The sequence below is a fragment of the Niveispirillum fermenti genome (assembly GCF_048066175.1).
Taxonomy (GTDB): Bacteria; Pseudomonadota; Alphaproteobacteria; order Azospirillales; family Azospirillaceae; genus Niveispirillum; species Niveispirillum fermenti.
Genome location: NZ_JBLTXA010000015.1, coordinates 22,072 through 44,765 on the forward strand (window position 1 = coordinate 22,072; position 22,694 = coordinate 44,765).

The following is a 22,694-nucleotide window of genomic DNA, read 5'->3' on the forward strand; positions in this document are numbered from 1 at the left end:
TCAATGCTGTGCCGCCGCGCGGGTCTGAAGGCTGTGATAGTTGGCGGCGCGGCGCGCTTCGTCCAGGCGCATGCCGCCGGCCACGGCCGTGCGGATACGGTCCTCGGCCGCTTCGATCTCCTCTGCGATGGCCAGCACGGCGACCAGCTTGTCAGCGGGTATGGCGATGACGCCGTCCGCGTCACCTACCAGCCAGTCGCCTGGCGCCACACGAACGCCCGCGACCTGCACCGGCACGTTGTAGGCGTCCGCCGTGACGCGGTCCTTACCGGTGCGCATCGTATTGCCGCGGGCAAAGACGGGATAGCCCAGTTCCACGCAGCGGTCGCTGTCACGGCAGACCCCGTCAATGACGGTGCCGGCGACGCCCTTGGCATGGGCCACGAAGGTCAGGATGTCGCCCCAGACCGTCTGATCCGGGCGTCCGTCATTGTCGATGACCACGACAGTGCCGGGGGCCACCTCGTCGATATAATCGCCGACCACGCCGCCCGTCAGGCCCACAGGCAGCATGCGGATGGTGAAGGCCGGGCCGGCAAAGCGCATGGTGCGGGCCACGGGCATGATGCCCACGGCCTGACCTTCGATACCCAACCTGTCCAGCGCATCCGACAAGGCCGTGACACCGGCCTTTTTCAGCCGTTCGACCAGTTGCGGATCAGTCATCCTGCTTCTCCGTTCGTTTCAGCATGTCTTCGTAATTGGCCCCCATCACCTGGCCGATGGGCACGCCGGCATCGATAGCGCGGGCCATCAGGGTTTCGCGCGCCAGGATGTCCTCGGCCACGGCGATAACCTGTTCCAGCCTGGCGGCGGGAATGAAGACCACGCCGCTGCCATCGGCGACCAGCCAGTCGCCCGGCGACACGGCCAGCCCCGCGATGGTGATGGGGCAATTGTAATCATGTTCGGCCACCCGGCCGCGCGCCGTGACCGGCACGGCGGCGCGGGCGAAGACGGGCAGGCCCAGGTCGCGGCTTTCATCCACGTCGCGACAGGCGCCGTCGACGATCACCGCCGCTACGCCCTTGCCGACCGCGCCCCGGCTCAACAGCCCGCCCCAGCCCGACACATCGGTCCGGCCACGATGTTCCACGACGATGATGTCGCCCGGTTCCGCCGCCATCACCGCGCCGGCACCCAGATGCCGTTTCGGAAGGGCCGGCAGCGGCGCGCCCAGCTTTACCGTCACGGCCCGGCCGGCAATGCGACGGCCCGGCAGGGTCAGGGGCGACAACCCGCTGACAGCACCCGTCAGGCCCAGCTTGTCCAGGGCATCCGACACGGTGCAACTGTCGAAGTGCTGCAGCCGCTTCACGATTCCCGCATCAGCCATTGTCGGTCACCATCGCGATGGCGTCGCACTGCACCAGCATGTTGGCGGGCAGATGCTCATAGGTCAGGGTGTGCCGTGCGGGGCGGCTTTCCGGGTCCGGGAAGGCCTTCAGCCATTCGGCATTCACGGCGGCCCGTGCTTCGGGCACCTTGGCATAGATGGTCATGCGGGCGATATCCCCCATGCCCGCCCCGGCCGCGGCCAGGACCCGCTGCAACTGCCAGAACATCAGCCTGGCCTGCGCCGCGACGTCATCGGGTAATTTGCCTGTATCCGGGTCCAGGCCATAGATGCCGCCCGTCGCCACCAGCCCGCCAACGCGCGATGCGGCGGGGATGGGCTGGGCGCCATGATTGAAACCATCGACATTGATGCTGCGCCTTGCACTGCTCATTGCTTCCCCCCTTTCTCTCATGCGCCAGGGTTGCCGGCCGGGGATGCTCCCCAGGCCGCGAAACCGACGCCGATGCCGGTTCCGGCCGGCGTGCGCCGGATGGGTTCATATTCGGTCCAGGACAGCGGCAGATGGTCGGCCGCACCCGCCGTCATCACCCAGTTCAAAATCTCCGAGGAGCCGGAATTGAGCGCTTCGGGCGGAATGGACCGCAGCAAATCCCCGGCACCCGGCTCCAGGCCCGCCAGAACGCGGCGGTCCAGTTCCTCATCCACCACGAAATGCGACAGGCCGCCCGACGCCACCACGGCCACCCGCGCGTCGGACGGGCTGTCCTCGATCGCGCTGCGCAGCAGGCGCCCGATATCGAACGCGCGCGCCGCCGTCATGACATTGGGCGGGAAATAGGTATTCAGCAGGACGGGCAGCATGGGGATGGCACGGTCCCGGAACAGCCGCTCGGCCACGAAGCCGAAGGCATGGCCGAACCCGGCCTTTACCGGATCATCCACCTTCGACGCAGCACCGATATCGACATGCCGGCGGATCAGCCCGGTGATGACCTCGCGGGCCAGCTCCGGCGCTCCGGGAAAGCGATGGACGCGGTCCATGGCATAACCTCGGGCCATCTGATGCATCCAGGCCGGCTTGTCGTCACGCCCCCAGACATCGTTGGTGGCGATCTCCGCCCCGTAATAGACCGAGATGGCCGGCGTGTTCGACAGGGGGAACAGTTCCCCCTGATCATCACCGATGACCATGACGATGTCCGGCGCGGCGGTCAGCAAGGCGTCGGCCAGCCTGTCCAGCCCGGCCTGACAGCGCACGGCCGCACTCTCGAACGCCTGCGGGGTGGCGATGGCCGCATAGGCATCGCCGCGCTCTGCCTGCAACTGGGCATAGGATACGAAGCGCCCGTCCGACAGGTTCAGCTTGTCATTGGACAGGTCGGCCTGCGCCCGGTGCTGCCATTCGCCCCAGTCGATGGTCAGCAGGGGGCTGTGCGAGGCGGCAAGCCCCAGAACGATCTCAGCCATGACCGGTCTCCGGCAGGCCCCGGAACAGGCGCCTGGCATTGCCCTCGAATATCTTGTGGCGATCCTGGTCCGTCAGGAAGCCCATGGCCTCGATATCGGGCTTCATATCGTCATAGGAACGACCGGTATCGGGATTGATCTGGCTGCCGCTGCCGATGCGTTCGGTTCCAAAACAGACATTGTCCGTGCCCACCACCTTCAGCAAAAGTTCCACCGACAGGGGGGAGTGCAGGCAGGTGTCGAAATGGAAGGCGCGCAGCGCATCGTCGAAGCTGCCCGGCGCCTCCGACAGCTTGCCCTGCACCCCATCCTTGCCCAGGTCGGGGAAGGCGCCGCGTTCGGCACGCCAGCGCCCGACCTGGTAGGGAACGGAGCCGCCGCCATGCGCCACAATGATCTTCAGCTTGGGGAAGCGCTGCATCACCCCGGCCTTGATCATGGACAGGAGCGCAATCGAATGCTCGGTGATGAAATGGTTGGCATAGGTTTCCCGCCCGTTGCAGCAGGAGCAGGCATGGATCAGCGCAGGCACATCATGCTCGCACATCTTCTCATAGAGCGGATACCAGTAGGGATCGCCCATGGGCGGCACATATCCCGTCCCCTCCGCCGGATCGGGATTGATCAGGATGGAGTTGAAGCCCAGTTCCCTGATGCAGCGTTCCATCTCCGGGAAGACCCGCTCGATGGGTTCGCCCGGCACCTGCGGCAAGCCGGCCATGCCTGCGAACCGGGTCGGAGCCAGGCGCACCTGCTGGGCGATGGCGTTGTTGGTCCAGCGGGTCCAGATATCGACAAGCCGGCTTCCGCGCGAATGCAGCATGGTGAAGGGCCGGGGCGAGACCATCTGGAAGTCGGTGCCCACCATATCCAGCGCCTTGAACAGGGTCTGGAGATAGTCAAGATACCGGTCGTCGGAGATTTTCGGCTCCATTCCGGAATAATGCCCGTCGCTGCCGACCAGCATCATGCCGCCGGCATTGAATTCCGGTGGTGCCCAGAGATGGGAGTGGACGTCGATGATCACGGAGATGTCTCCCGTTTCTTCAGAGATTGTAGACGTCGAGCGTCAGGGCACCGGCGCGCACACGCTCCAGAATGCCGGCTTCCTTGGCGTCGCGGTCGCGCGCCGCCTGCACCAGGGCGGGGCCGTCCGCCGCCGGCAACACGATCACCCCGTCGGCATCAGCCACCACAAGGTCACCGCGGCGCACCGTGACGGCGCCGATGCGCACCGGTTCCCCCACCGCGCCATCGCCCTTGGGGTCCTTGCCCGTGCCCTGGATGCAGATGGCGCCGGCGAAGGTCGGCAGGCCCAGGTCAACCAGTTGCAGGCTGTCGCGCACCCCACCGGTGATCACCAGTCCGGCCGCCCCCAACGCAATGGCAGAGGTCGCCATGATCTCTCCCCAATAGCCGAACTCGGTCCCGCCGCCGCAATCCACGACCAGCACGTCACCGGGCTTCACGGCCCTCAGGGCACGATGGATCCAAAGATTATCGCCCGGTGGACAGCGCACGGGCAGCGCCGGCCCTTCCACATTCATGCGCCGGTCGATCGGCTTTATCGCCGAAGGCAGCGCGCCACGACGCCCAGCCGCTTCATGCAGGCTGGCGCTAGAGATCGTGGCGGCATAGGGCCATGCCGTCATTCGATCCTCCCCCGGATTGTCGGATTTCGTTATGGCTACAAATTATACAGTTGGAAGATTTTATCAAGCAAAATCTTCCAATAACCAATGCGTACCCATCACCTGTTCGTTGCGATCCAGGTCGCAACGGCTGCGCGGGACACAGTGAAAAGCACAACGCCCGCCAGCCCGGCGACAGCGCAGACCGTCATCAGGCCCAGCGCCAGCGGGTTGCCCGCCCCTTCCGCCAGCCCGGCGAAGAAGGCGGCCGCCACGGGGCCCACGCCCAGCGCCAGCGTGCTCATGCAGATCAGCAGCAGTGCCGTCATGGTGGCCTGCATGGCGGGCGGCACGATGGAATGGATGGCGGCCAGCACATTGTTGCCGCCGCCGCCGGCCAGGAACAGCCCGGCCGAGGCCATGGCCAGGAAGCCCGACGGTGTCGATTGCAATGGAGCCGCCAGCAGGAACAATCCGCCGGCCATGCCGCAGGCGGCCGAAACGACGGGCAGGGCATCCGGCCGTTTCAGCCGGCGGGTCAGCATGGGTACCAGGATCGTCCCGCCGACCAGCGCCAGCATGTTGAACAGCCCGTATATGCGTCCCCCTTCCGCCACGGGAATGCCGTAGGTGCGCAGCAGGAAGGTGGGGCCCCAGGCCAGATAGGCGTTGGTCATGATCTGCAGACAGCCCGCCCCCAGGAACAACGCGAAATAAAGCCGTGAATGGCTCGTAGCGTGGCGCAGAACGTCGCGCAGCGTGACGGCCGTACCCGCCTTGGGTGTCGCACGGCGGGCCGGCTCCCGCGACACCAGGGCGAACACAGCCGCCAGAACCAGCCCCGGCACACCGACGATGATGAAGATCACCTGCCACAGCCGCAGTCCGCCCAGTTCGCCCGACGGCTCCACCGCATAGATCCAGCCGATGGCGAAGGCCGCGACGATATAGGCACCCGATGCCCCGAACATGCCGCAGGCATTGTAGATGCTGGCCGCCAGCCCGCGCCGCTCCGGCGGCAGCACGTCGCCGATCAGCGAATAGGTGGCCGGTGTCAGCACCGCCTCCCCCACCGCCAGCCCGATGCGCAGCAGCACCAGCATGGCGAAGGTGGAACTGAAGCCGGACAGGATCGTGCAGCAGGACCAGAGTATGACACCGGCCAGGATCAGCCGCCGCCGGTCCCCGCGATCGGCAAGGCGGGCTACGGGAATGCCGACGACACCATAGAAGACCGCAAACGCCGTGCCGAACAGGAATCCGATCTGCAGATCGGACACACCCAGATCGGCCTTCAGCGGCCCGACAAGCAGGCCCAGCACGAAACGATCGACGAAGGAGACGATGTAAAGAAGCGACAGGATGGCCACCATGGACCAGGCGCGCAGCGTCCCGGTCGCGGCGCGCGATGCGTCCGCGTTCATTTTACCTCCGATGAATGTGATCGGCATCGGGTGGGGCGGATGGTGTTCCTCGCGCCCCACCGGATGCCGGGATCAGCCGGCGTCCGCCATCTGCCGCAGGTCGCGTTTCAGGATCTTGCCGCTGGCGTTGCGCGGCAGGTTCTGCACGAACACCACCCGTTTGGGCACCTTGAACCCGGACAGGTACGCGGCGCAGTGGGCCAGCACCTGCGCCGCGGTCAGGTCTGCTCCGGCTTTCGGCACGATGAAGGCGGTGACGGCCTCGATCCAGCGCGCGTCGGGCAGGCCGACGACAGCCACCTCCGACACGTCGGGCAGGATGTAGATAGCTTCCTCCACCTCCCGCGAGGCGACATTCTCGCCACCCGTCTTGATCATGTCCTTCTTGCGGTCCACGACGGTGATGTAGCCCTCGGCATCCATCATGCCCAGGTCGCCGCTGTGGAACCAGCCGCCGGCGAAGGCTTCCGCCGTCCGTGCCGGGTCCCGCCAGTAGGCGGTCATCAGTTGCGGCGACCGGTGGACGATCTCTCCCACCTGGCCCGCGGGCAGGTCGTTCATGTCGTCATCCACGATGCGGGTCTCCACATGCAGCGTGGGCCGCCCGGCCGCCCCGGCCTTGCGCTCCTGATCCTCCGGCTGCAGCACGGCTGCCACGGGCGCAATCTCCGTCTGGCCATAGCAGTTCCACAGACGCACCCAGGGAAGGCGTTGCCGCAGTTCCTTCAGCACCTCCACCGGCATGATGGAGGCGCCGTAATAGCCATGGGTCAGGCTGGTCAGGCGGGCCGGATCGAACAAGGGTGACCGCAAAAGGGCTATCCACACCGTCGGCGGCGCGAAGAAGGAAGTGATGGCATGCTTTTCGATCAGCGGCAGCACGATGTCGGGCGTGGGGGCCGCGGCGATGATGTTGCGCGCGCCCACCTGCAATGCCGGCCCCAGGAAGGCATCCAACTGTGCGCAATGGAACAGGGGCAGCACATGCAGGGCAACGGCGTCCGCGGTCCAGCCGCAGTCGGCGACGCAGCTCTGATACTGCCATATCACGGCTTCATGGCTCAGCATCGCGCCCTTGGGCCGGGATTCGGTGCCGCTGGTATAGATGATCTGGACGATGGAGCGCGCATCGATGCAGGCCGGGTCCGGCCGGGGAGCGCCCGTGCCCAACAGGCCCCGAAAATCGCGGGTTCCGTCGATCGGTTCCATCCCCACGTCGCCAAAGCCCCCCTCACCGGGAATGCCATAGCGCAGGGCCAGCCCCACCTTGTCCGCCGCGGCCAGCGCCGTGGCGGCACAACCGGCATCGGTGAACAGCACCGAACTGCGGCTATGATCCAGGATATAGGCGACGTCATCACTGTTCAGCATGAAGTTGACCGGCACCAGTACGGCGCCGGCCCGCGCCACGGCGAAGCGCAAGGCCGCGAACCAATGGCTGTTGCGCGACATCAACGCCACCCGGTCACCCGGAACGACCCCGGCGGCTGACAATCCGGAGGCCAGGTCATCCACCACATTGTCGAACTGCGCATAGGTCCAGTGATGTGCCCCGCATTCGATGGCGCGCTTGTCCGGAAAGCGCCGGACACTGCGTGCCAGCATGTCGCCCAGCGTCTGGCGCCGGCTGACCGCATCGAACATGCCGGCCGGCCGCAACAACTCGGCCTGTGCCGGTTCCAACGCCATCGGGACGGGTTCCCGCGATACAGGTTCCATGCCCTGTTCCTCCCATTCTTGCGTGCCACCTGGTTGATCGGCGGCATCATCGGATGGGAAGCTGTATATCGTATTATTTGATCCATGTGGAAAATTTTTATCGACTGAACTGCCTGCCCCGGCATCTGGGCGGGGGGCACCTGCGGCGGGCGCACTTGCCATCCTGCTGGCTCCTGTTCTAAAAGCGGGGCAGGAAGGGTTCCTTCCAGCATCCAGAGCCGGACATCGTCCGGCGCCAACCTGCCTGCCCGGGCAAGGTGGCGGCCCCCGACGGGGCGATGCGGCCGGTCAGCCGGCAACAAAGCGGGTGGTCTGTGCCTCCTGTCATGCCCCGTCGATCCGCCCGCCGGCCCCCGGTCAGGCCGCTTTTTGATCGTGGAGTGGACGATGGAAAATGACGCCTGTTTCAGCCCCGGTGACGAATGGCTGCGTGATCTGATTGCAGCACCGGGGGACCTCATCGTGCCCGCCAGCCCGCCTGACGGTGCGCATGGCGCCATTTTCACCGTACTGCATCGCAGCCGCGGCTTGTGGACACATGTCTACCGGGTGGAACGCCAGCCGGGACGCACGGGCGGTCTGGTCACCTTGTTGCGTGTGCTGGAAGGCAACTGCCTGGACATGGCCCTTGCAGGCATGCCAGCCGAAGGCAGTCACGCATGAAGACAACAATTTGCCTTCGCCGCCCGTCGCCGTTTCAGTCCACCTCGTTGCCGCGGGTCGGCAGGTCCTGCGCAACGATCAGCATGGCCAGACAGTTCCGGGTGCCCACCCGCCGCAACTGGTGGCGCAGATGCCCGTCGAAATGCACGGCATCGCCCTTTTCCAGCGATACGATACGGTCGGGAAAGACGACTTCCAGCGACCCTTCCAGCACGTAAAGAAATTCGTCCCCGGGATGGTCGGCATTCTGCGTGTGCCGGCCGTCGCCGGGTTCCAGCATGAAGACGCTGAGGCGGCGATGATCCCCGGCCGGCAGCACGGCGCGCAGGGCCGCACCCGGTCCCATGTCGGATGTATCGCTGATATCGACATGCGCGTCACGGCGGATAACGATGATGGAGTCGGCGTCGGTATTTTCCCCGAAAAGGTGCCCGACGGGAACGCTCAACGCCTCCGCGATTTTCAGCAGCGTGCCGACGGACGGTGATTTCTGCCCCCGCTCCACGCGCGACAGATACCCCTTGTCCAGTTCCGTGCGCTCCGCCAGTTCCGCCAGGGTCAATCCCTTGCGGCGGCGTGTCGTGCGAATGGAACTGGCGATGACATTGGCATCCGGCACCGGCATGGCGCCCCGGGCGGACGACTTCTTCTCCCTCATGACAATTTCCGTCCTGGCATTCCCTTATCGCGAACTGAATGCCTGATAAGCAACAAATTGTCCACTAAAACCAACCCATTGAAACCACTGGAGAACGGGCCGGGGAGTGCGTCCCCGGCCGGGGCGAAACCAAAGCTGTCCAGGAAGGACACGCCGCTCTGGATATATTGCCTGTCCGTCAGGTTCTTGCCGTAGAGCGCGATTTCCAGGTCACCATCCTGCAGACGCAACGCCGTGCGGGCATTCAGCAGGCCGTAGCCCGGCTGGGCGATGGAGACGGCATTCTGCGGATCGTACCGGACTTTGCAGCGGGGGCTCGTGACGGGTCCCCGGCCGTTTTGCACGCCTGTGCTTCGCGGGCGGCTTCCACCTAACCGCCCTGCAGGGCCTGGAACCGCGCATAGGCACCGGCCCTGACCAGCAATTCCTCGTGCGTGCCTTGTTCCACCACCTTGCCCTGGTCCATGACATAGATGCGGTCCGCATCGGCGATGGTGGAAAGCCGATGGGCGATGACCAGCGTCGTCCGGCCGGCCTGCAAGCGACGCAGTGCCTCCTGCACAGCCCGTTCCGACGCGCTGTCCAGGGCCGATGTCGCCTCATCCAGCAACAGGATCGGGGCGTTCTTCAGCATGGCACGGGCAATGGCGATACGCTGGCGCTGTCCCCCGGACAGTTTCAGCCCCATCTCGCCCACCATCGTATCGTACCCTTCCGGCAGATCCATGATGAAATCATGGGCAGCGGCATCGCGGGCGGCCGCCTCCACCTCCGCCCGGCTGGCACCGGGACGGCCATAGGCGATGTTGGCATGGACCGTATCATCGAACAGCGCCGTTTCCTGGCTGACCAGGGCGATGGAAGCCCTGAGCGAAGCCAGCGTCACCTCCCGCACATCGTGACCGCCGACCGTCACGCTTCCGCCCGACACATCGTAGAAGCGCGGGATCAGGTTCAGCACGGTGGTCTTGCCGGACCCGGAAGCGCCCACCAGCGCCACGGTGCGGCCGGCCGGGATTTCGATATCCACGCCGTCCAGCGCCGCCTTCTCCCCGTCATAGGAGAAGCGGACATTCTGGAAGCGGATATCGTGGCGCGTGCCGGCCGGCAGGGCACGGGCGCCGGCCCGGTCGGTGATGGCCGGCTTGGCATCCAGCACGGTCAGCACCCGTTCCGCCGCCGCCAGCCCGACCTGAAGCTGGGCGTTCAGCTTGGTCAGCGCCTTCATGGGCTGATAGGCCAGCATGAAGGCGCCGATGAAGCTGACCAACTGCCCGGCCGTGCGCGTGCCTTCGGCGATGGCCAGTCCGCCATAGATGATCACGCCCACCACGGCCATGCCGCTGAAAATCTCGTTGATGGGCAGCATGGAGGCGCCGGTGCGGTAGCTTTTCGCCGTCAGCTTGCGCAGACGGTCGATGGTCCGGCCGACCCGCTCCTCCTCGTAATCCTCCATGCCATAGGCCTTGACATGGCGCGCACCCTGGAAGGTCTGGCTGAGCACGGCGGAAAAATTACCCAGTTCCGCCTGTGTGCTGGCGGCGATGCGGCGCAGGCGCTTGCCCAGGCGCGACAGGAACCAGCCGGACAGGGGAAAGACCGTGAAGGCGATCAGTCCCAGCCGCCAGTCCTGATAGAACATCAGGCACACCAGCACGACGAGGGTCAGGCCGTGGTTGACGGCCCCCGTAAGACATTCCGACACGGCCAGCCGCATCTGATTAACGTCGTTGACCAGATGCGATATCCATTGGCCGGAGGCACGACCGTGCAGATAAGCCAGATCCGACCGGATCAGATGGGCATAGACCTGCCCCTGAATGCGGGCCACAATACGCTGACCCACATGGTTGACTAGCACGGAATGCCCGTAGGCGGCCGTACCGCGCACGATGAAGGCCGCCATGATCAGCGCCGCGAATGGCAGCAGGAACCCCTGATTGTCGGGCTGGAACGCACGGTCCAGCAAGGGCTGGAACCCCCAGGCCACGGCACCGGTGCCCGCCGCCTCCAATGCCATCAGCAGCAGCGCCGTCGCCAGCTTCGGCTTGAACGGGCCCAGATAGGCGGCCGACAGCCGCCGCAGCAGGGCACGGGTGCGGGTGGCCTTCGGTGCGGCGGCGGGTACGGCTTGGGTCAGGGACAAGACGGGTCTTTCAGACGGTGACGGGCGGGAAAGCAGTTCCCAGGAAATGGACCGCCCCGGAGCAGGGCGCAAGGGCAAGCGTCAATCGCAGGGCGAAACCCTTCTATTCCGATGCGCCGCTTTGCCCCCTGGCCCAACCGGCGATGATGGCGCCGACGCCATCCTTGGAAAAGGCGATGCCGATACCGGCATCGACATGGCGCACGACACGGGCTTCCGCTGCCAGCGCGATCTGAGGTATTTCCAGCATCACGGGCGTGCCCACCGGCAGGGCGGGTACATCCACGAGCAGCGCGCCGCTGGGGGATACGTCGCGCATGCGGCAATCATGTGCCGTCCCCTGCACCGACAGGCGCACACCGTAATGCACGGCATGCCGGTCATAGAGGCGCCGGTTGGGCTTGAAAAGAGCAGTGATCCACGAAGGAAGCGAGAGCGCCGGCATCGTCACACCCTGCTGATGCAAATGGCCGTCAGGTCGTCGGCCAGCGGCCGCGTCACCATAGTGTCGAAGGCGGCGAGCAATCGCGCAAGCCTGTTCTCGCCGCCGGGGAAGGTTTGACGGACCAAGGCCTGCAATCCACCCTCTCCCACCAGGTGGCCCTGCCTGTCCTCCGCCTCCGTCATGGCGTCGGAATAGATCAGGAGGGAGGATCCGCGGGGAAAGGGCACGGTATCGGCCGTCAGGAAAGGATTGTTGGACACACCCAGCATGACCCCGCTGGCATCCAGCATATCCACCTGTCCGTCCTGGAACAGCATCGGCCCCGGCGCCCCGGCCGCCGCATAGGACAAGGTGCCTTCCCCGGCGTCGATGATGGCATAGAAGCAGGTGGCGAACTGTCCGACGGGCAACAGGTCCTTCAGCGGCCGGTTCAGCATGGTCAGCCATTCCGCCGCGTCGAACCCTTGCGGGGGAATGCGTTCGATCAGCGTGTGGAGGCGGAAGGTATTGATCGCGGCGGAAATGCCATGACCGGAAAAATCGGCCGACAGCACGCCCAGCCGGTCCCCGCCAAGATCGAACAGGGTCCAGAAATCCCCGCCCAGTTCGTCCGACGGCTCGAAATGGCCTTCGATCGACAGGCCGTGACGCAGGCCGGCCGCCGCCAGCGTCCGCGCGTCCGGTATCAGGGATTTCTGCATGCTGCGCGCCAGCTTCAGATCATTCTGCAGGCGCTTGTGGAAATCCGTCAGGTTTCGCAGAAAGAACTGCTTTTCCAGATGCAGGCGGACGCGCGCCATGCATTCGCCGGGATTGATGGGCTTGGTGACGATGTCGCTGGCCCCGGCCTCGAAACATTTGACGCCGGCGGGGTCACCGGCCGGCGATGTCTGCATCAGCACCGGCAGGTCAGCCCAGGCCGGCTCCTGCCGGATGTGCCGGCACAGGGTCAGCCCGTCCATGACCGGCATATCGATATCCAGCAGTACAAGGTCGTAGTTTCCGGCACGCAGCAGTGCCAACCCCTCCTCCCCGTTGCCGGCACTATCAATCCGGCCAACCCCGACCCACTGCATGAAGCGCGTCAGGATCTCCCGGTTGAACCGGCTGTCATCGACGATCAGTATCCGGCAGTCCGGAAAGCTGATGCGTCGTGGACCTGATCCCCCGTCGGGTGGCGCCATGGTCATGGCTGGTGTCATGGCTGGAAATGCAGGTGGACCCGCCGCCCGCCGTCGGAAAACCGTACATGATCGGCAAGGTCGTGCATGATGCGGATGCCGCGGCCGGACTTGGCGGTCATCTCCACGGGACGCATGACCAGCCCCGCATGACCATCCCCCTGGTCCATGACGCTGAGATGCAGCCCGTCCCCTGCCCTTGCGGTGACCATGATACGCCGGCTGGCATGCCGACGGTCCGCGAGGCGCGCATGGACAAGGGTGAAGAAACGCTCGAACGATGCGGCATCCCCGACCGAGCCGGCATCGACCGACAGATTGCCATGGATCACGGCGTTGCTGAGTGCCTCCTGCAGGCAAATCTCCGCGTCCGCGCGCCGGGGCGCTGCCAGCCAGCCGCGCGACAGCAGGACGTCGCAAAGTACGGGCGTCATGTCCAGGCTGAAGGCTGTCGCGGTCGACAGCGACAGGTGCAGCCCGCCATCTGCCTTCAGCCGTAACGGCAATTCAACCGGCAGGGCCGTTTCGTCGTCACCGATCTCGATGATGGCGCGGGAGCCGAGGCCAAGGGCGAGGCGCATTTCCCGCTCGGTGGCGCGCAGGGTCAAAAGGATGGAGGGCGCGGACTTCACCGTTCCCGCCTCCGCCCCGTCCGCCGACCAGTCACAGACCGACAGGCCATGCGTGGCCGCGATACGGGCCAGCAGGGCAGCCGCCACTTCCCCGCCCACCGTCAGGCGATCGTCCGGCACGGAAGGGAGGGCGGCCAGCGGTTCCAAAGCCCGGACCCGTCAGGGCCGGACGCTGAACAGCGTCTGGAACTTCGCGATCTGCAGGATACGCTTGACCCCGTCCTGCGCACCGGAAAGCTCGATCTCCATGCCCTTGGGCAAGGCCACGTCACGGGCGATCAAAAACATGCCCAGTCCCGAACTGTCCACGAATTCCAGCCCGGAAAGGTCGAAAACGCATTTCGAGCCGGTGGACTTCTCGATCGCATCAACCACATTGCGGAACTTTTCGTGGTCGATCAACGTCATACGGCCCTTCAGGGTGACATGCAGCCCATCGGTGGCGGTTTGGACGGCGTAGTCCATCAGAAAATCTCCGTTGGATCAGTCGAAAAGGTTGTCGATCTCGGATTGATCAAGGGGGTCGGGCACATCGTCCGCGTCCGCGGCCACCTTCGCCGGTGGGCGGGCCGGGGCAGGTTTGGACGCCGGTGGTGACGGCCGGGGGGCCGCACCCGCCATCAGCGCATCAACCTCGCTCTGGTCCACCCCGTCGCTGCGCGGGCCGGTCAACAGATGGGCGTCAGGCCGGGCATCCGCCGGTTCCCCGTCCAACGGGGGCTTGACGCCTTCGACGCTCCAGATGGAAATCATGGCATTGATGCGCTGCTCGACATAGCGCAGGGCATTCACCACCTTGCTGGTGCGCTGTCCCGTCAGGTCCTGGAAGGAACAGGCGGTGAAGATGTTCGTGACCTCGTTCTCGATGTCGGACACCAGATCGCCATCCACGCCCAGGCGCTTCAGCCGGCCCGCCACTTCCATCAGCCGCTCGGCCGATTGCAGAATCTCGATGGAGGCGCGTTCTGTGGTGGAAACGATGGCATCCAGCTCATTGGTGGCGATGTCCAGCCGGTTGTTGGACGTATCCTTGGGCCGCAGGGCCGCAATCTCCCGCCGCGCCTGTTCGATGGACGCCGCCATCTCCAGCAGTTCGCTCCGAAGGGCATCCGCCCGGCCGGCCGTCTGGTGCAGGCTGGCCTGCTGCTCGAACAGGGCCCGGAGGTCACGCAAGGTGCCGTCAAGCTGGCCCTGCCCCACATCGGCCGCACGGCGCGCATGTTCACGCAGGAAGGCAAGACCTTGCGGATTCTGCGCGATACGGTCGTAGAGGCTGGCGTAATCGGCCTCCGACAGGCCTGCTATGTTTCCCATTTCGTGCAAGATACGCACTCTTCCACCGTGGCCGATCGCCGCCCGGCCCGCCGCCCCACGCGACGGGCATCCTCGACACCGGGGTACATTGCTACCATCATAAGGGTAAAGCCAGCAATGTCGCACCAGCGCCTTCACCGGCTTTTTATCGGTCACCGCAAATGCCCGATCGCCTTTGGTCAATCCCGAGTCCTGTCAATATTGCACAGGCCGGGACGTCCGACCGGACATGTCCCGATAGTCGGATGGCCAGTGTTGACAAAGTCATGACAATGCGTTTGCGAACCTTATCGCCGGCATGGCAATGCCTGGCATTTTATGCATGGCCATCCACCTGACGTTGCCAGACATCAAGCGCGCGATTGTCCGCCGGACCGATGATCGCGATTCGACCGATCAGTTTGCTGCGCCGGGTGGGCGGTCTTTCTCATCAAAGGGCTAAAGCGTCCAAACTGGACAAGTCAGGGTGGCCTGCTATCCTGACCGTCCAATATGGACGATGCAGATGCTGGATCTGGTGAAGCTGGGCAAGGTGCTGGCGCTCGTCGACAGCTCTAACGAGGGCGAAGTTGCCGCAGCCGTACAAAGCGCGCGACGGCTTCTGGCGCGCGATGGAAAACGGCTGGCCGATCTGGCCACCATGCTGATGGAATCCAGCCTTGCCCCGTCGGCTGCCGCCGCCCCGCCCCCACCGGCACCACCCCCGCCCCCGGCACCGGCCGCCACCCCGGCGGATGCCCGGCCCCGCATGCGCCGCCATGCGGCACCGGACCTGCAATCGGTGTTGTTCCGCCATGGGGGCCGTGCGGCCGTGCTTGCCCCCTGCTCGCGCGAAAAGCTGCTGCGGGCCGCCGTGGCCCGCTGGTCCCAGGCTCAGGATGCCCCAAACGAGCGCTGGACGCGCAGCCTGTCGGGCTGGACGCGCAGCAGCCTGCCGCGCCATATGCCGCCGGAAATCCGCCGGGCCGTGGAGACGGCCTATTCCCTGCCGACCACGGTGGCCGGAGCCATCGCCGAACTGGAATATTGGGAACGGCGCGGGCAGGAGATCGCGCTGATGCGCGAGGATACAAGCGATGCCGCCCCCATCCTGGACGAATATGCCGATCCCGCCGGCCATCTGGACCTGCCTGCCTATGCCCGCGCCATCGTCATCCGGCGGCTGGTCGAACATGGGCTGCGCGCCGTCACCATCCAGGATGCCCTGGCCAGGGCCGAATATTGGCGGGCGCATAGCGGCCGGGGAAGCTGGCTGGAAGCGGCGATCCTGGCCGACCTGCGCCATCTGGCCGGCAAGCGGGTAACCGGCACCGACGATGATCACACCGCTGCCACCGGCCAGCCGACCCATTTCCGCACGGCATCGGAAAGGCGGGAAGAGGTGATGCGCATCCTGTCCGATCCGGTGATGGCTGCCCTGCCCGACCGGGAAATCGCCCGGCGTGTCGGCGTATCGCCGCAGACCGTCGGCAACCTGCGCCGCCGGGTTGGGGGGTGACAATCTCATCTGACACCGGTTACCATCCCCTGCAGAATAAACAGAATCCGGCAGGGGATCATCATGCTTTCCATTTCGATCAGGACATGTCTGGCAATGGCCATGTTGCTGTCGGGGAGCCTTCTGGCAGCCCCGGCTGATGCGGATGCACCCTTCACGGTGGCTCCCGGCCTGTTCGATCCATCCAGGCCGGGGGATCTGGGGCTGGAACCGGCGCCGGGCACACAAACCTTCACGATCTTCGCACCGGATGAGGACAGCGACAAATTCCACAATGGCGCGGTGCTGATCGGCTTCAAGGGACGGCTTTATGCACAATGGCAGGTGTCCGAACGGGACGAGGACACGGCCGACACGTGGGTTGCCTATAGCCACAGTCCGGACGGGGAAAACTGGGCACCGCCCGCCATCCTGTCGCCACGCGGTGACACCGCGACCCAGATGCGGTCCAACGGTGGCTGGTGGACGGACGGCAATGTGCTGGTCGCTTTCATCAATGTCTGGCCCACCGGATTCCAGTCGGGCGATGGCGGCTATGCCGAATACAGCGTCAGCAGCGACGGAACCCACTGGTCCCCGCCAAAGCGGGTGATGGGCCGGGATGGCCAGCCCGTGGAGGGTATCATCGAGCAGGACCCCCACCACCTGCCCGATGGCCGCATCGTCACGGCCTTTCACCTGCGGCCGGGCATGATCGTCGCTCCCTTCCATACCGACGATCCGCTGGCCATCGGCGGCTGGACGCGCGGCCGGATGGAGAACCTGCCCCATGACGGCAAGGTCAGCCGCGAACTGGAACCCAGCCTGTTCATGCGTGCCGATGGCTGTGCCGTCATGGTATTCCGCGACCAGGGCGAAAGCTTCCGGCAACTGGCGTCGGAAAGCTGTGACCGGGGTGAAAGCTGGACCCTGCCGGTGCTGACCGGCATGCCCGATTCCCGGTCGAAGCAGAGTGCGGGAAACCTGCCCGATGGCACGGCCTATCTGGTCAACGCCCCCAATGACAGCCGTGTGCGCATACCGCTGACCGTCACCCTTGGCGGGAATGGCCGGCATTTCGATCGTGCCTTCCTGCTGCGCGGCGGCGATGACCTGCAACCGCTGCGCTTTGAAGGCCGCTACAAGCGCCCCGGTTACCATTATCCCAAGAGCATTGTCTGGAACGGTCATCTCCATGTCGCCTATACGACCAACAAGGAAGATGTGCAGGTGACGCGGGTCCCCCTGGCAGCGCTGACCGCCGCCCCACAGCCATAGATGCCGGCCTGTGTGGGAAGAGGCTGAATGGGAACAGGGTTGTGGAGATTGCGGCTAACAAGTCCTAAGGTAGCGTGCATGTCCGGAGTCTTGAGGAACCAGCATGCCCCCCTCTCCCCGCGCCGACCTGTCCGACGCGCTTGCCCATCATCGTCAGGGTCGACGGGACAGGGCCGAACGGCAATATCGTGCAATCCTGGCGCGCGAACCCGGCCATGCAGACGCCCACCACCTGCTGGGTGTGCTGCTGGGAGAGAAAGGCGAATATGAAGCGGCTGCCACTCATATCCGCCGGGCACTGGCCCTTGCGCCGAAGGCTGCGGCCTTCCATCACAATCTGGGGCTGGTGCTGCGGCAGGCCGGCCGGCTGCCGGAAGCGCTGGAAGCGCTGACCCAGGCAACCAGCCTGCTGCCGGATGATGCCAGCCTGCATCTGGCCCGGGGCAATCTGTTGCACCGGATGCGCCGCCCACAGGAAGCGGGGGACGCCTATCACCTGGCCCTGGACCTGGACCCGGCCCTGGCGCCCGCCCATTCCGACCTGGGGGTGCTGCTGATGGAAGTGGGACGGCTGGACGATGCCATTGCCAGTTTCAGCCAGGCCATCCGGTGCAAACCCGACATGGCAGAGGTTCATGCCAACCTGGGAAGCGCGCTCCAGGCGACGGGCAGGCTGGGGGAAGCCGCGGCGTCGATGGCAACGGCACTTCATTTCCGCCAAGACCCGGTGACACAGACCAATCTGGCCAACCTGGAAAAGGAAATGGGCGATCTGGACGGGGCCATCGCCCGCTACCGGCATGTACTGGCTGGTCATCCCGGGAACCGGGCGGCTGACAGCAATTTGCAGATGGCCCTGCATTACGCAACCAGCCAGGGCAATGCGGATTTCCTGGCCGCCGCACAGGGTTGGGCAGCACGCCAGGTGCCGGGGGCAATGCAAACCACCCCCCTTCCACCCCGCCCGGCCGCGGCCGATGGCCGTGTGCTGCGCATCGGCTACATCTCCGGCGATTTCAAAAGCCACCCTGTGGGCTATTTCCTGGAAAGCGTCCTGGCCAGCCATGACAGGCGGCAGGTGCATATCACATGCTATTGCAACAACGACCGGTATGACGGGCTGACCGATCGGCTGCGGGCCGCAGCCGATGGATGGGTCGATATCGCAGCGATGGATGACGATGCGGCGGCTGCCCGCGTGCGGCAGGACGGGATCGACATCCTGGTCGACCTGTCCGGCCACACCGATCGCAACCGGCTGCCACTGTTTGCCCGCCGGCCGGCACCGGTACAGGTCACCTGGCTTGGTTATTTCGGCACGACGGGTCTGCCGCAGATGGATTGGGTGATCGCCGACGAAACCGTGCTGCCGCCGGCGGAAAGCCGCTTCTTCACCGAGAAGGTCTGGCACCTGCCGGGCAGCTATCTATGCTTCACCCCGCCTGAAGAAGCGCCGCCGGTGGCCCCGTCCCCATTGCTGAATACGGGCAGCCTGACCTTCGGGTCCTTTCACAACCGGGCCAAGATCACGCCGGACACGGTCCATCTCTGGTCACGGACATTGCTGGCCATTCCCAACGCCCGGCTTCTGGTGAAGGGCCGGCAGTTTGGTGATATCGGCGTGCGACGGGGCCTGCGCGATCAATTCATGGCCCAGGGCGTGGCACCCAACCGGCTGCGGATCGAGGGGGCGGCTGTCAGGTCGGAATATCTGAAAAGCTACGACATGGTCGATATCGTGCTGGATACCGTGCCATTCGGAGGCGGAACCACAACGGCGGAGGCCCTGTGGATGGGGGTGCCCACCCTGACCCTGCATGGTGACCGCTGGGCAGGGCGGATCGGCCAGGGATTCTTGCGGGCGCTGGGACTGGAAGACCGGCTGGTGGCAGCCGATCCGGCGGATTTCGTGGCCAAGGCCACCGCCCTGGCCGGCGATCCCCCGGCCCTGGCCACCCTGCGCCAGGAACTGCGCGACCGGTTCCGGCAGTCCCCGCTGTGCGATGCGGCGGGCTTCACGCGCCGGCTGGAACAGGCCTATCGCGCCCTGTGGGCGGCCTGACGCCGGGGCCCGCGGCGCATGACCTGTCAGGTCCGCCCCCAGGGTGGCCCCGGGAACAGACCTGATGCGTCGTCAATCACTGAAGAGGGTGCCCGTCAGCGAAGCTTCGCCATGCACTCCACCTCCAGCAACGCGCCCAGGGCCAGCCCGCTGGCGCCGAAGGCCGACCGGGCCGGCAGGCGATCGGGCTTGAAATAGGTGACGTAAATCTTGTTGAAGTCGCCCCACTGCGCCATGTCGGCCATCATGACGGTGCATTTGAACACATCATCCATGGTCAGCCCTCGCCGCTCCACTGCGGCCTTGATGTTTTCCATGGTCTGGCGGGCCTGCGCCTCCATGCCATCGGGCAGCTTCATGTCGGCGTCGTTGCCGATCTGGCCCGACAGGTAGAGGATGCCGTTCACCTCCGTGGATTCCGCGAAGGGCGCGCCCGGCCAGGCCTGATGGAACCGGATGCCGTCCTTTGCCAGAGCGGTTGTGGCCAGCAGGGCGGTGGCCAGCACCGCGATCGTCATCTTCAGCATTGTATGGTCCTTATCCCCAGGTATCTTGCGCGAAACGGATGAAGTTGCGGCCCAGGATCTTTTCCACCTGCCCCGTCTTCAACCCCCGCGCCATCAGCAGGTCGGCCAGCTTCTGGAACTGCCCGGGACCGCGCAGGTCCATGATGAAGGGTGTCGTCGTGGCCGTTTCCCCAGCCGCCGCGATGCCCTTGGCGACGCGGTCGGCATTTTCCTTGCGCAGTTCCTCCATATAGGCATCCATGTCGTCATAGCTGGTGATGCCCCCGTCGGTGCCGATGCCGACATGGTCCTCCCCCGCCACCTTCACGGCGTGCAGGATATGCTCCACCACGTCATTGGCGGTGGCGACACGGTTGCGCGCCAGGAACGGCATGAAATAGATGCCGACGAAGCCGCCCTTCTGCGCCACAGCCCGCATTTCGGCGTCGGTCTTGTTGCGCGGCAGGTCCACCAGGGCACGGCAGCCCGTATGGTTGATGGAAAGCGGCCGCGTGGATGCGTGGATGGCGTCCAGACAGGTCTGCCGGTTGGAATGGGAGAGGTCCACCATCACGCGATTCTGCTCGATCCGGGCCAGAACCTCGCGGCCGAAATCGGTCAGACCCTGATCTTCCGGCATGATGCTGCCGGAACCAAGCTGGTTCTTCACATTATAGGTCAGTTGCATGACGCGGATGCCCATGTCCGCGAAGATATCGACGCGGGAGGCATCGTCGCCGAACATGGCCCCGTTCTGGAAACCCAGGATCATGCCGATCCGGTTTTCCGCCTTGGCCCGGGCGATATCGCCGGCCCGCAGGACCAGGGCCAGTTCCTCCGGCTGGGCGCGCACCTGGGCCAGGGTTTCCGCCGTTTGCCGGACGCTGAATTCGAACGGCTCGTCGGGGCCGGCCACCCAGCCGATCGTGACATTCACGGCCGTCAGCCCGGACCGCCGGGCATCGGCGACCGCCCGATCATCAATGCGGTAACGCACCTCCCGCGGGGCATCCTCCGGAGGCCTGGCGTTGGGATTGCCGATCCCGCCCAGTGTATTGACGATGGTCATGCCCCGGATCGTCGTGGCACCGGCCGGGCCGTCGATCGGCGTCACGGCGGCATGTGCAGCCGTGACGGGCAACAGGAAGGTGGCTGCGGATGCCAGCAGCAGGTGGCGGCGCGCGATATCCGTCATCACGGCATCTCCTCGGCGGTGATCGGGCGATAGTCGGTGCGGTCCAGGCGCGCCCCGCGCTTAACAGTGAAACGCAGGGTCCGCAGGTTGGACAGGTCGGCCAGCGGGTCCTTGTCCAGCACCACGAAATTGGCCAGCTTGCCCGGCTCGACAGAGCCCATTTCCGCTTCCTGCCCCATGGCCCGCGCACCGTCCAGCGTGGCGGCGCGGATCACGGCGGCGGTCGACATGCCAGCCCGGTCGTGAAGCAATTCCAATTCGTCGTGAAGGGCGGGCCAGGGATGGGCCGCCGGCGGCACGCCGTCGGTGCCCGCCACAACCGTCACACCCGCCCGCAAGGCCTGTGCCGTCAGGGCGGCCGCCACATCCAGCGAGCAATGGGGGCGCGGTTTCATGTCGGGATTGGCCGCCAGCCGCCGGTCATATTCGCGATAGACCCACAAGGTGGCATCCAGCAGGATACCCTTGGTGGCCATCTCGCCGAACAGCTTCGCCATCTCCGGATTGTCGCCGCCGATCAGCTTCGCCGCTTCCACAGGCCGGCGGTCCTTGTAGGTCGTCGGGCGTGGGTCGGAAATCTGATAGGCCAGGTAACAGGTGTGTGAAATGGAATTGACCCCGGCCGCCACCACGGCGTCCGGCGGGGTCGGGAACACCATGCCGTGGGCCCAGACCATCATCCCCTGCCGGTGCGCTTCCGCCGTGATGCGCTTCACGTCCTGCGGACGCAGATTGTCATAGAGCTTGACCGCGACGGCCGACGTGCCGCGTGCCAGTGTCACGGCCTCGGCCAGATCGGTGTCGTCGTCCACGGCGCGCATCCATGGGGCGCTGCCCGGCTTCACCCCTTCCGCTGCGGCGGCGGTGCGGGGATCATCGAAGAAATCCGGTCCCGCGAAGATGGCGCCGGCAAGGATGTCGGGACCCGGTATCTCGCCCATCCGTGCGGCCCGTGCATATTCGTTCACGGCCCGCAGATCGTCCGCCATGTCGCGCACGGCCGTGATCCCACCGAACAGGTCGCGGCGCATCTGCGCTTCGGCCCGGGGGCGGTTGGGCGGGGTCGCCATGTGCTGGTGGCTGTCGATCAGACCGGGAATGACGAAGGCACCATCGATATCGATGATGGCGGCCCCGGCACGCCGGGCCGGGTCCAGGTTCGCGGCGGGCAGCACCTCCACGATGCGCTCACCGTCGGTGATGATCGCCATGCCGGCCTGCGCCGGTCCGCCACGTCCGTCGATCAGGGTCGCACCGGTATAGATCACGCGCACGCCTGGGGCCGCGGGGGCATAGGGGCGCGGCACACCGTCGGCCGCCACAGGTATGGCGGGCACCGCCAGCGCCGCCGCCAGCAGCAGGAAACGCCACGTCCGGCCCCACCCCCGAGGGTGCCGCGCACCACGCGGCCCGCCGCCATTCTTGCCAGGATAATGCATGTTGTCCGACCGTCCTTGTTCAACTGGATTGCTAGCCTAATACTGCCTTGCGGTAATCAGAACCTGTTGGCTCTAATCACCGCCCTCAAATACCGGCGCCAACATTCGTTGGCTTGGCTACACCGCACGAGCGGCGCGGCGGCGGTCGCCGCCGTAC

23 protein-coding genes and 1 riboswitch are annotated in these 22,694 nt (G+C 65.7%); of the genes, 4 read left to right on the plus strand and 19 right to left on the minus strand.

Annotated features, from left to right (window positions below; all coding sequences use genetic code 11):
• The 8 genes from ACM9LZ_RS15440 to ACM9LZ_RS15475 form a co-directional block, all read right to left on the minus strand.
• Entirely contained in the window at nucleotides 1-666 is a 666-nt protein-coding gene (locus tag ACM9LZ_RS15440) for an RraA family protein (protein ID WP_416620388.1), read from the minus strand.
• Nucleotides 659-1,336, minus strand: coding sequence for an RraA family protein (locus ACM9LZ_RS15445; RefSeq protein WP_416620389.1), 678 nt, complete (start codon nucleotides 1,334-1,336; stop codon nucleotides 659-661). The genes ACM9LZ_RS15440 and ACM9LZ_RS15445 overlap by 8 nt, the downstream gene beginning before the upstream one ends.
• Nucleotides 1,329-1,730, minus strand: coding sequence for a RidA family protein (locus ACM9LZ_RS15450; protein ID WP_416620390.1), 402 nt, complete (start codon nucleotides 1,728-1,730; stop codon nucleotides 1,329-1,331). The genes ACM9LZ_RS15445 and ACM9LZ_RS15450 overlap by 8 nt, the downstream gene beginning before the upstream one ends.
• A 17-nt stretch (nucleotides 1,731-1,747) precedes the next feature.
• Nucleotides 1,748-2,767, minus strand: a complete 1,020-nt coding sequence (locus ACM9LZ_RS15455; protein WP_416620391.1) for a DODA-type extradiol aromatic ring-opening family dioxygenase — start codon at nucleotides 2,765-2,767, stop codon at nucleotides 1,748-1,750.
• Nucleotides 2,760-3,794, minus strand: a complete 1,035-nt coding sequence (locus ACM9LZ_RS15460) for an amidohydrolase family protein (protein ID WP_416620392.1) — start codon at nucleotides 3,792-3,794, stop codon at nucleotides 2,760-2,762. Before ACM9LZ_RS15460 ends, ACM9LZ_RS15455 begins: the two co-directional genes overlap by 8 nt.
• A 19-nt stretch (nucleotides 3,795-3,813) precedes the next feature.
• On the minus strand, nucleotides 3,814-4,419 hold the full coding sequence (locus ACM9LZ_RS15465; RefSeq protein ID WP_416620393.1) for an RraA family protein: 606 nt from the start codon (nucleotides 4,417-4,419) through the stop codon (nucleotides 3,814-3,816).
• Nucleotides 4,420-4,517: 98 nt separating this feature from the next.
• Entirely contained in the window at nucleotides 4,518-5,822 is a 1,305-nt protein-coding gene (locus ACM9LZ_RS15470; protein ID WP_416620394.1) for an MFS transporter, read from the minus strand.
• Nucleotides 5,823-5,894: 72 nt separating this feature from the next.
• A complete protein-coding gene (locus tag ACM9LZ_RS15475) occupies nucleotides 5,895-7,541 on the minus strand; it encodes an acyl-CoA synthetase (protein WP_416620395.1) in 1,647 nt (548 codons plus the stop codon).
• 203 nt (nucleotides 7,542-7,744) lie between these two features.
• A riboswitch (SAM-I-IV-variant riboswitch) is annotated at nucleotides 7,745-7,854 on the plus strand.
• A 74-nt stretch (nucleotides 7,855-7,928) separates the two neighbouring features.
• Here ACM9LZ_RS15475 and ACM9LZ_RS15480 point away from each other — a divergent pair.
• On the plus strand, nucleotides 7,929-8,204 hold the full coding sequence (locus tag ACM9LZ_RS15480) for a hypothetical protein (protein WP_416620396.1): 276 nt from the start codon (nucleotides 7,929-7,931) through the stop codon (nucleotides 8,202-8,204).
• A 34-nt stretch (nucleotides 8,205-8,238) separates the two neighbouring features.
• Here ACM9LZ_RS15480 and ACM9LZ_RS15485 read toward each other — a convergent pair whose 3' ends face one another.
• The 8 genes from ACM9LZ_RS15485 to ACM9LZ_RS15520 form a co-directional block, all read right to left on the minus strand.
• Entirely contained in the window at nucleotides 8,239-8,862 is a 624-nt protein-coding gene (locus ACM9LZ_RS15485; protein ID WP_416620397.1) for a helix-turn-helix domain-containing protein, read from the minus strand.
• Nucleotides 8,859-9,206: a hypothetical protein gene (locus tag ACM9LZ_RS15490; protein ID WP_416620398.1), complete on the minus strand. Its 348-nt coding sequence runs from the start codon at nucleotides 9,204-9,206 to the stop codon at nucleotides 8,859-8,861. The genes ACM9LZ_RS15485 and ACM9LZ_RS15490 overlap by 4 nt, the downstream gene beginning before the upstream one ends.
• Nucleotides 9,207-9,232: 26 nt before the next feature.
• Complete coding sequence (locus ACM9LZ_RS15495) at nucleotides 9,233-11,008, minus strand: ABC transporter ATP-binding protein (RefSeq protein WP_416620399.1); 1,776 nt, start codon at nucleotides 11,006-11,008, stop codon at nucleotides 9,233-9,235.
• A 103-nt stretch (nucleotides 11,009-11,111) separates the two neighbouring features.
• Nucleotides 11,112-11,453: a PilZ domain-containing protein gene (locus ACM9LZ_RS15500; RefSeq protein WP_416620400.1), complete on the minus strand. Its 342-nt coding sequence runs from the start codon at nucleotides 11,451-11,453 to the stop codon at nucleotides 11,112-11,114.
• 2 nt (nucleotides 11,454-11,455) lie between these two features.
• Nucleotides 11,456-12,643 (minus strand): PP2C family protein-serine/threonine phosphatase, encoded by a 1,188-nt coding sequence (locus ACM9LZ_RS15505; RefSeq protein ID WP_416620401.1) that lies wholly within the window; start codon nucleotides 12,641-12,643, stop codon nucleotides 11,456-11,458.
• 8 nt (nucleotides 12,644-12,651) lie between these two features.
• Nucleotides 12,652-13,413, minus strand: a complete 762-nt coding sequence (locus tag ACM9LZ_RS15510) for an ATP-binding protein (protein ID WP_416620402.1) — start codon at nucleotides 13,411-13,413, stop codon at nucleotides 12,652-12,654.
• A 12-nt stretch (nucleotides 13,414-13,425) separates the two neighbouring features.
• Entirely contained in the window at nucleotides 13,426-13,731 is a 306-nt protein-coding gene (locus ACM9LZ_RS15515; RefSeq protein ID WP_416620403.1) for an STAS domain-containing protein, read from the minus strand.
• A gap of 18 nt (nucleotides 13,732-13,749) precedes the next feature.
• Nucleotides 13,750-14,589, minus strand: a complete 840-nt coding sequence (locus tag ACM9LZ_RS15520) for a protein phosphatase CheZ (protein ID WP_465123022.1) — start codon at nucleotides 14,587-14,589, stop codon at nucleotides 13,750-13,752.
• A 496-nt stretch (nucleotides 14,590-15,085) separates the two neighbouring features.
• Here ACM9LZ_RS15520 and ACM9LZ_RS15525 point away from each other — a divergent pair, with 496 nt between their 5' ends.
• The 3 genes from ACM9LZ_RS15525 to ACM9LZ_RS15535 all read left to right on the plus strand — a co-directional run bounded on the left by ACM9LZ_RS15525 (nucleotide 15,086) and on the right by ACM9LZ_RS15535 (nucleotide 19,397).
• Nucleotides 15,086-16,078: a hypothetical protein gene (locus ACM9LZ_RS15525; protein ID WP_416620404.1), complete on the plus strand. Its 993-nt coding sequence runs from the start codon at nucleotides 15,086-15,088 to the stop codon at nucleotides 16,076-16,078.
• Between the two features lie 96 nt (nucleotides 16,079-16,174).
• Complete coding sequence (locus tag ACM9LZ_RS15530) at nucleotides 16,175-17,335, plus strand: sialidase family protein (RefSeq protein WP_416620405.1); 1,161 nt, start codon at nucleotides 16,175-16,177, stop codon at nucleotides 17,333-17,335.
• A gap of 103 nt (nucleotides 17,336-17,438) precedes the next feature.
• The gene (locus tag ACM9LZ_RS15535; RefSeq protein WP_416620406.1) at nucleotides 17,439-19,397 is read left to right on the plus strand and encodes an O-linked N-acetylglucosamine transferase, SPINDLY family protein; all 1,959 of its coding nucleotides are present in this window, start codon (nucleotides 17,439-17,441) and stop codon (nucleotides 19,395-19,397) included.
• A 95-nt stretch (nucleotides 19,398-19,492) separates the two neighbouring features.
• Here the strand turns inward: ACM9LZ_RS15535 and ACM9LZ_RS15540 are convergent, their stop codons facing one another.
• The 3 genes from ACM9LZ_RS15540 to ACM9LZ_RS15550 are packed head-to-tail and all read right to left on the minus strand — an operon-like array spanning nucleotide 19,493 to nucleotide 22,537.
• Nucleotides 19,493-19,924, minus strand: a complete 432-nt coding sequence (locus tag ACM9LZ_RS15540; RefSeq protein WP_416620407.1) for a RidA family protein — start codon at nucleotides 19,922-19,924, stop codon at nucleotides 19,493-19,495.
• 10 nt (nucleotides 19,925-19,934) lie between these two features.
• The gene (locus ACM9LZ_RS15545; protein ID WP_416620408.1) at nucleotides 19,935-21,098 is read right to left on the minus strand and encodes a dipeptidase; all 1,164 of its coding nucleotides are present in this window, start codon (nucleotides 21,096-21,098) and stop codon (nucleotides 19,935-19,937) included.
• Nucleotides 21,098-22,537 (minus strand): amidohydrolase family protein, encoded by a 1,440-nt coding sequence (locus ACM9LZ_RS15550; RefSeq protein WP_416620409.1) that lies wholly within the window; start codon nucleotides 22,535-22,537, stop codon nucleotides 21,098-21,100. Before ACM9LZ_RS15550 ends, ACM9LZ_RS15545 begins: the two co-directional genes overlap by 1 nt.
• Between the last annotated feature and the right edge of the window lie 157 nt (nucleotides 22,538-22,694).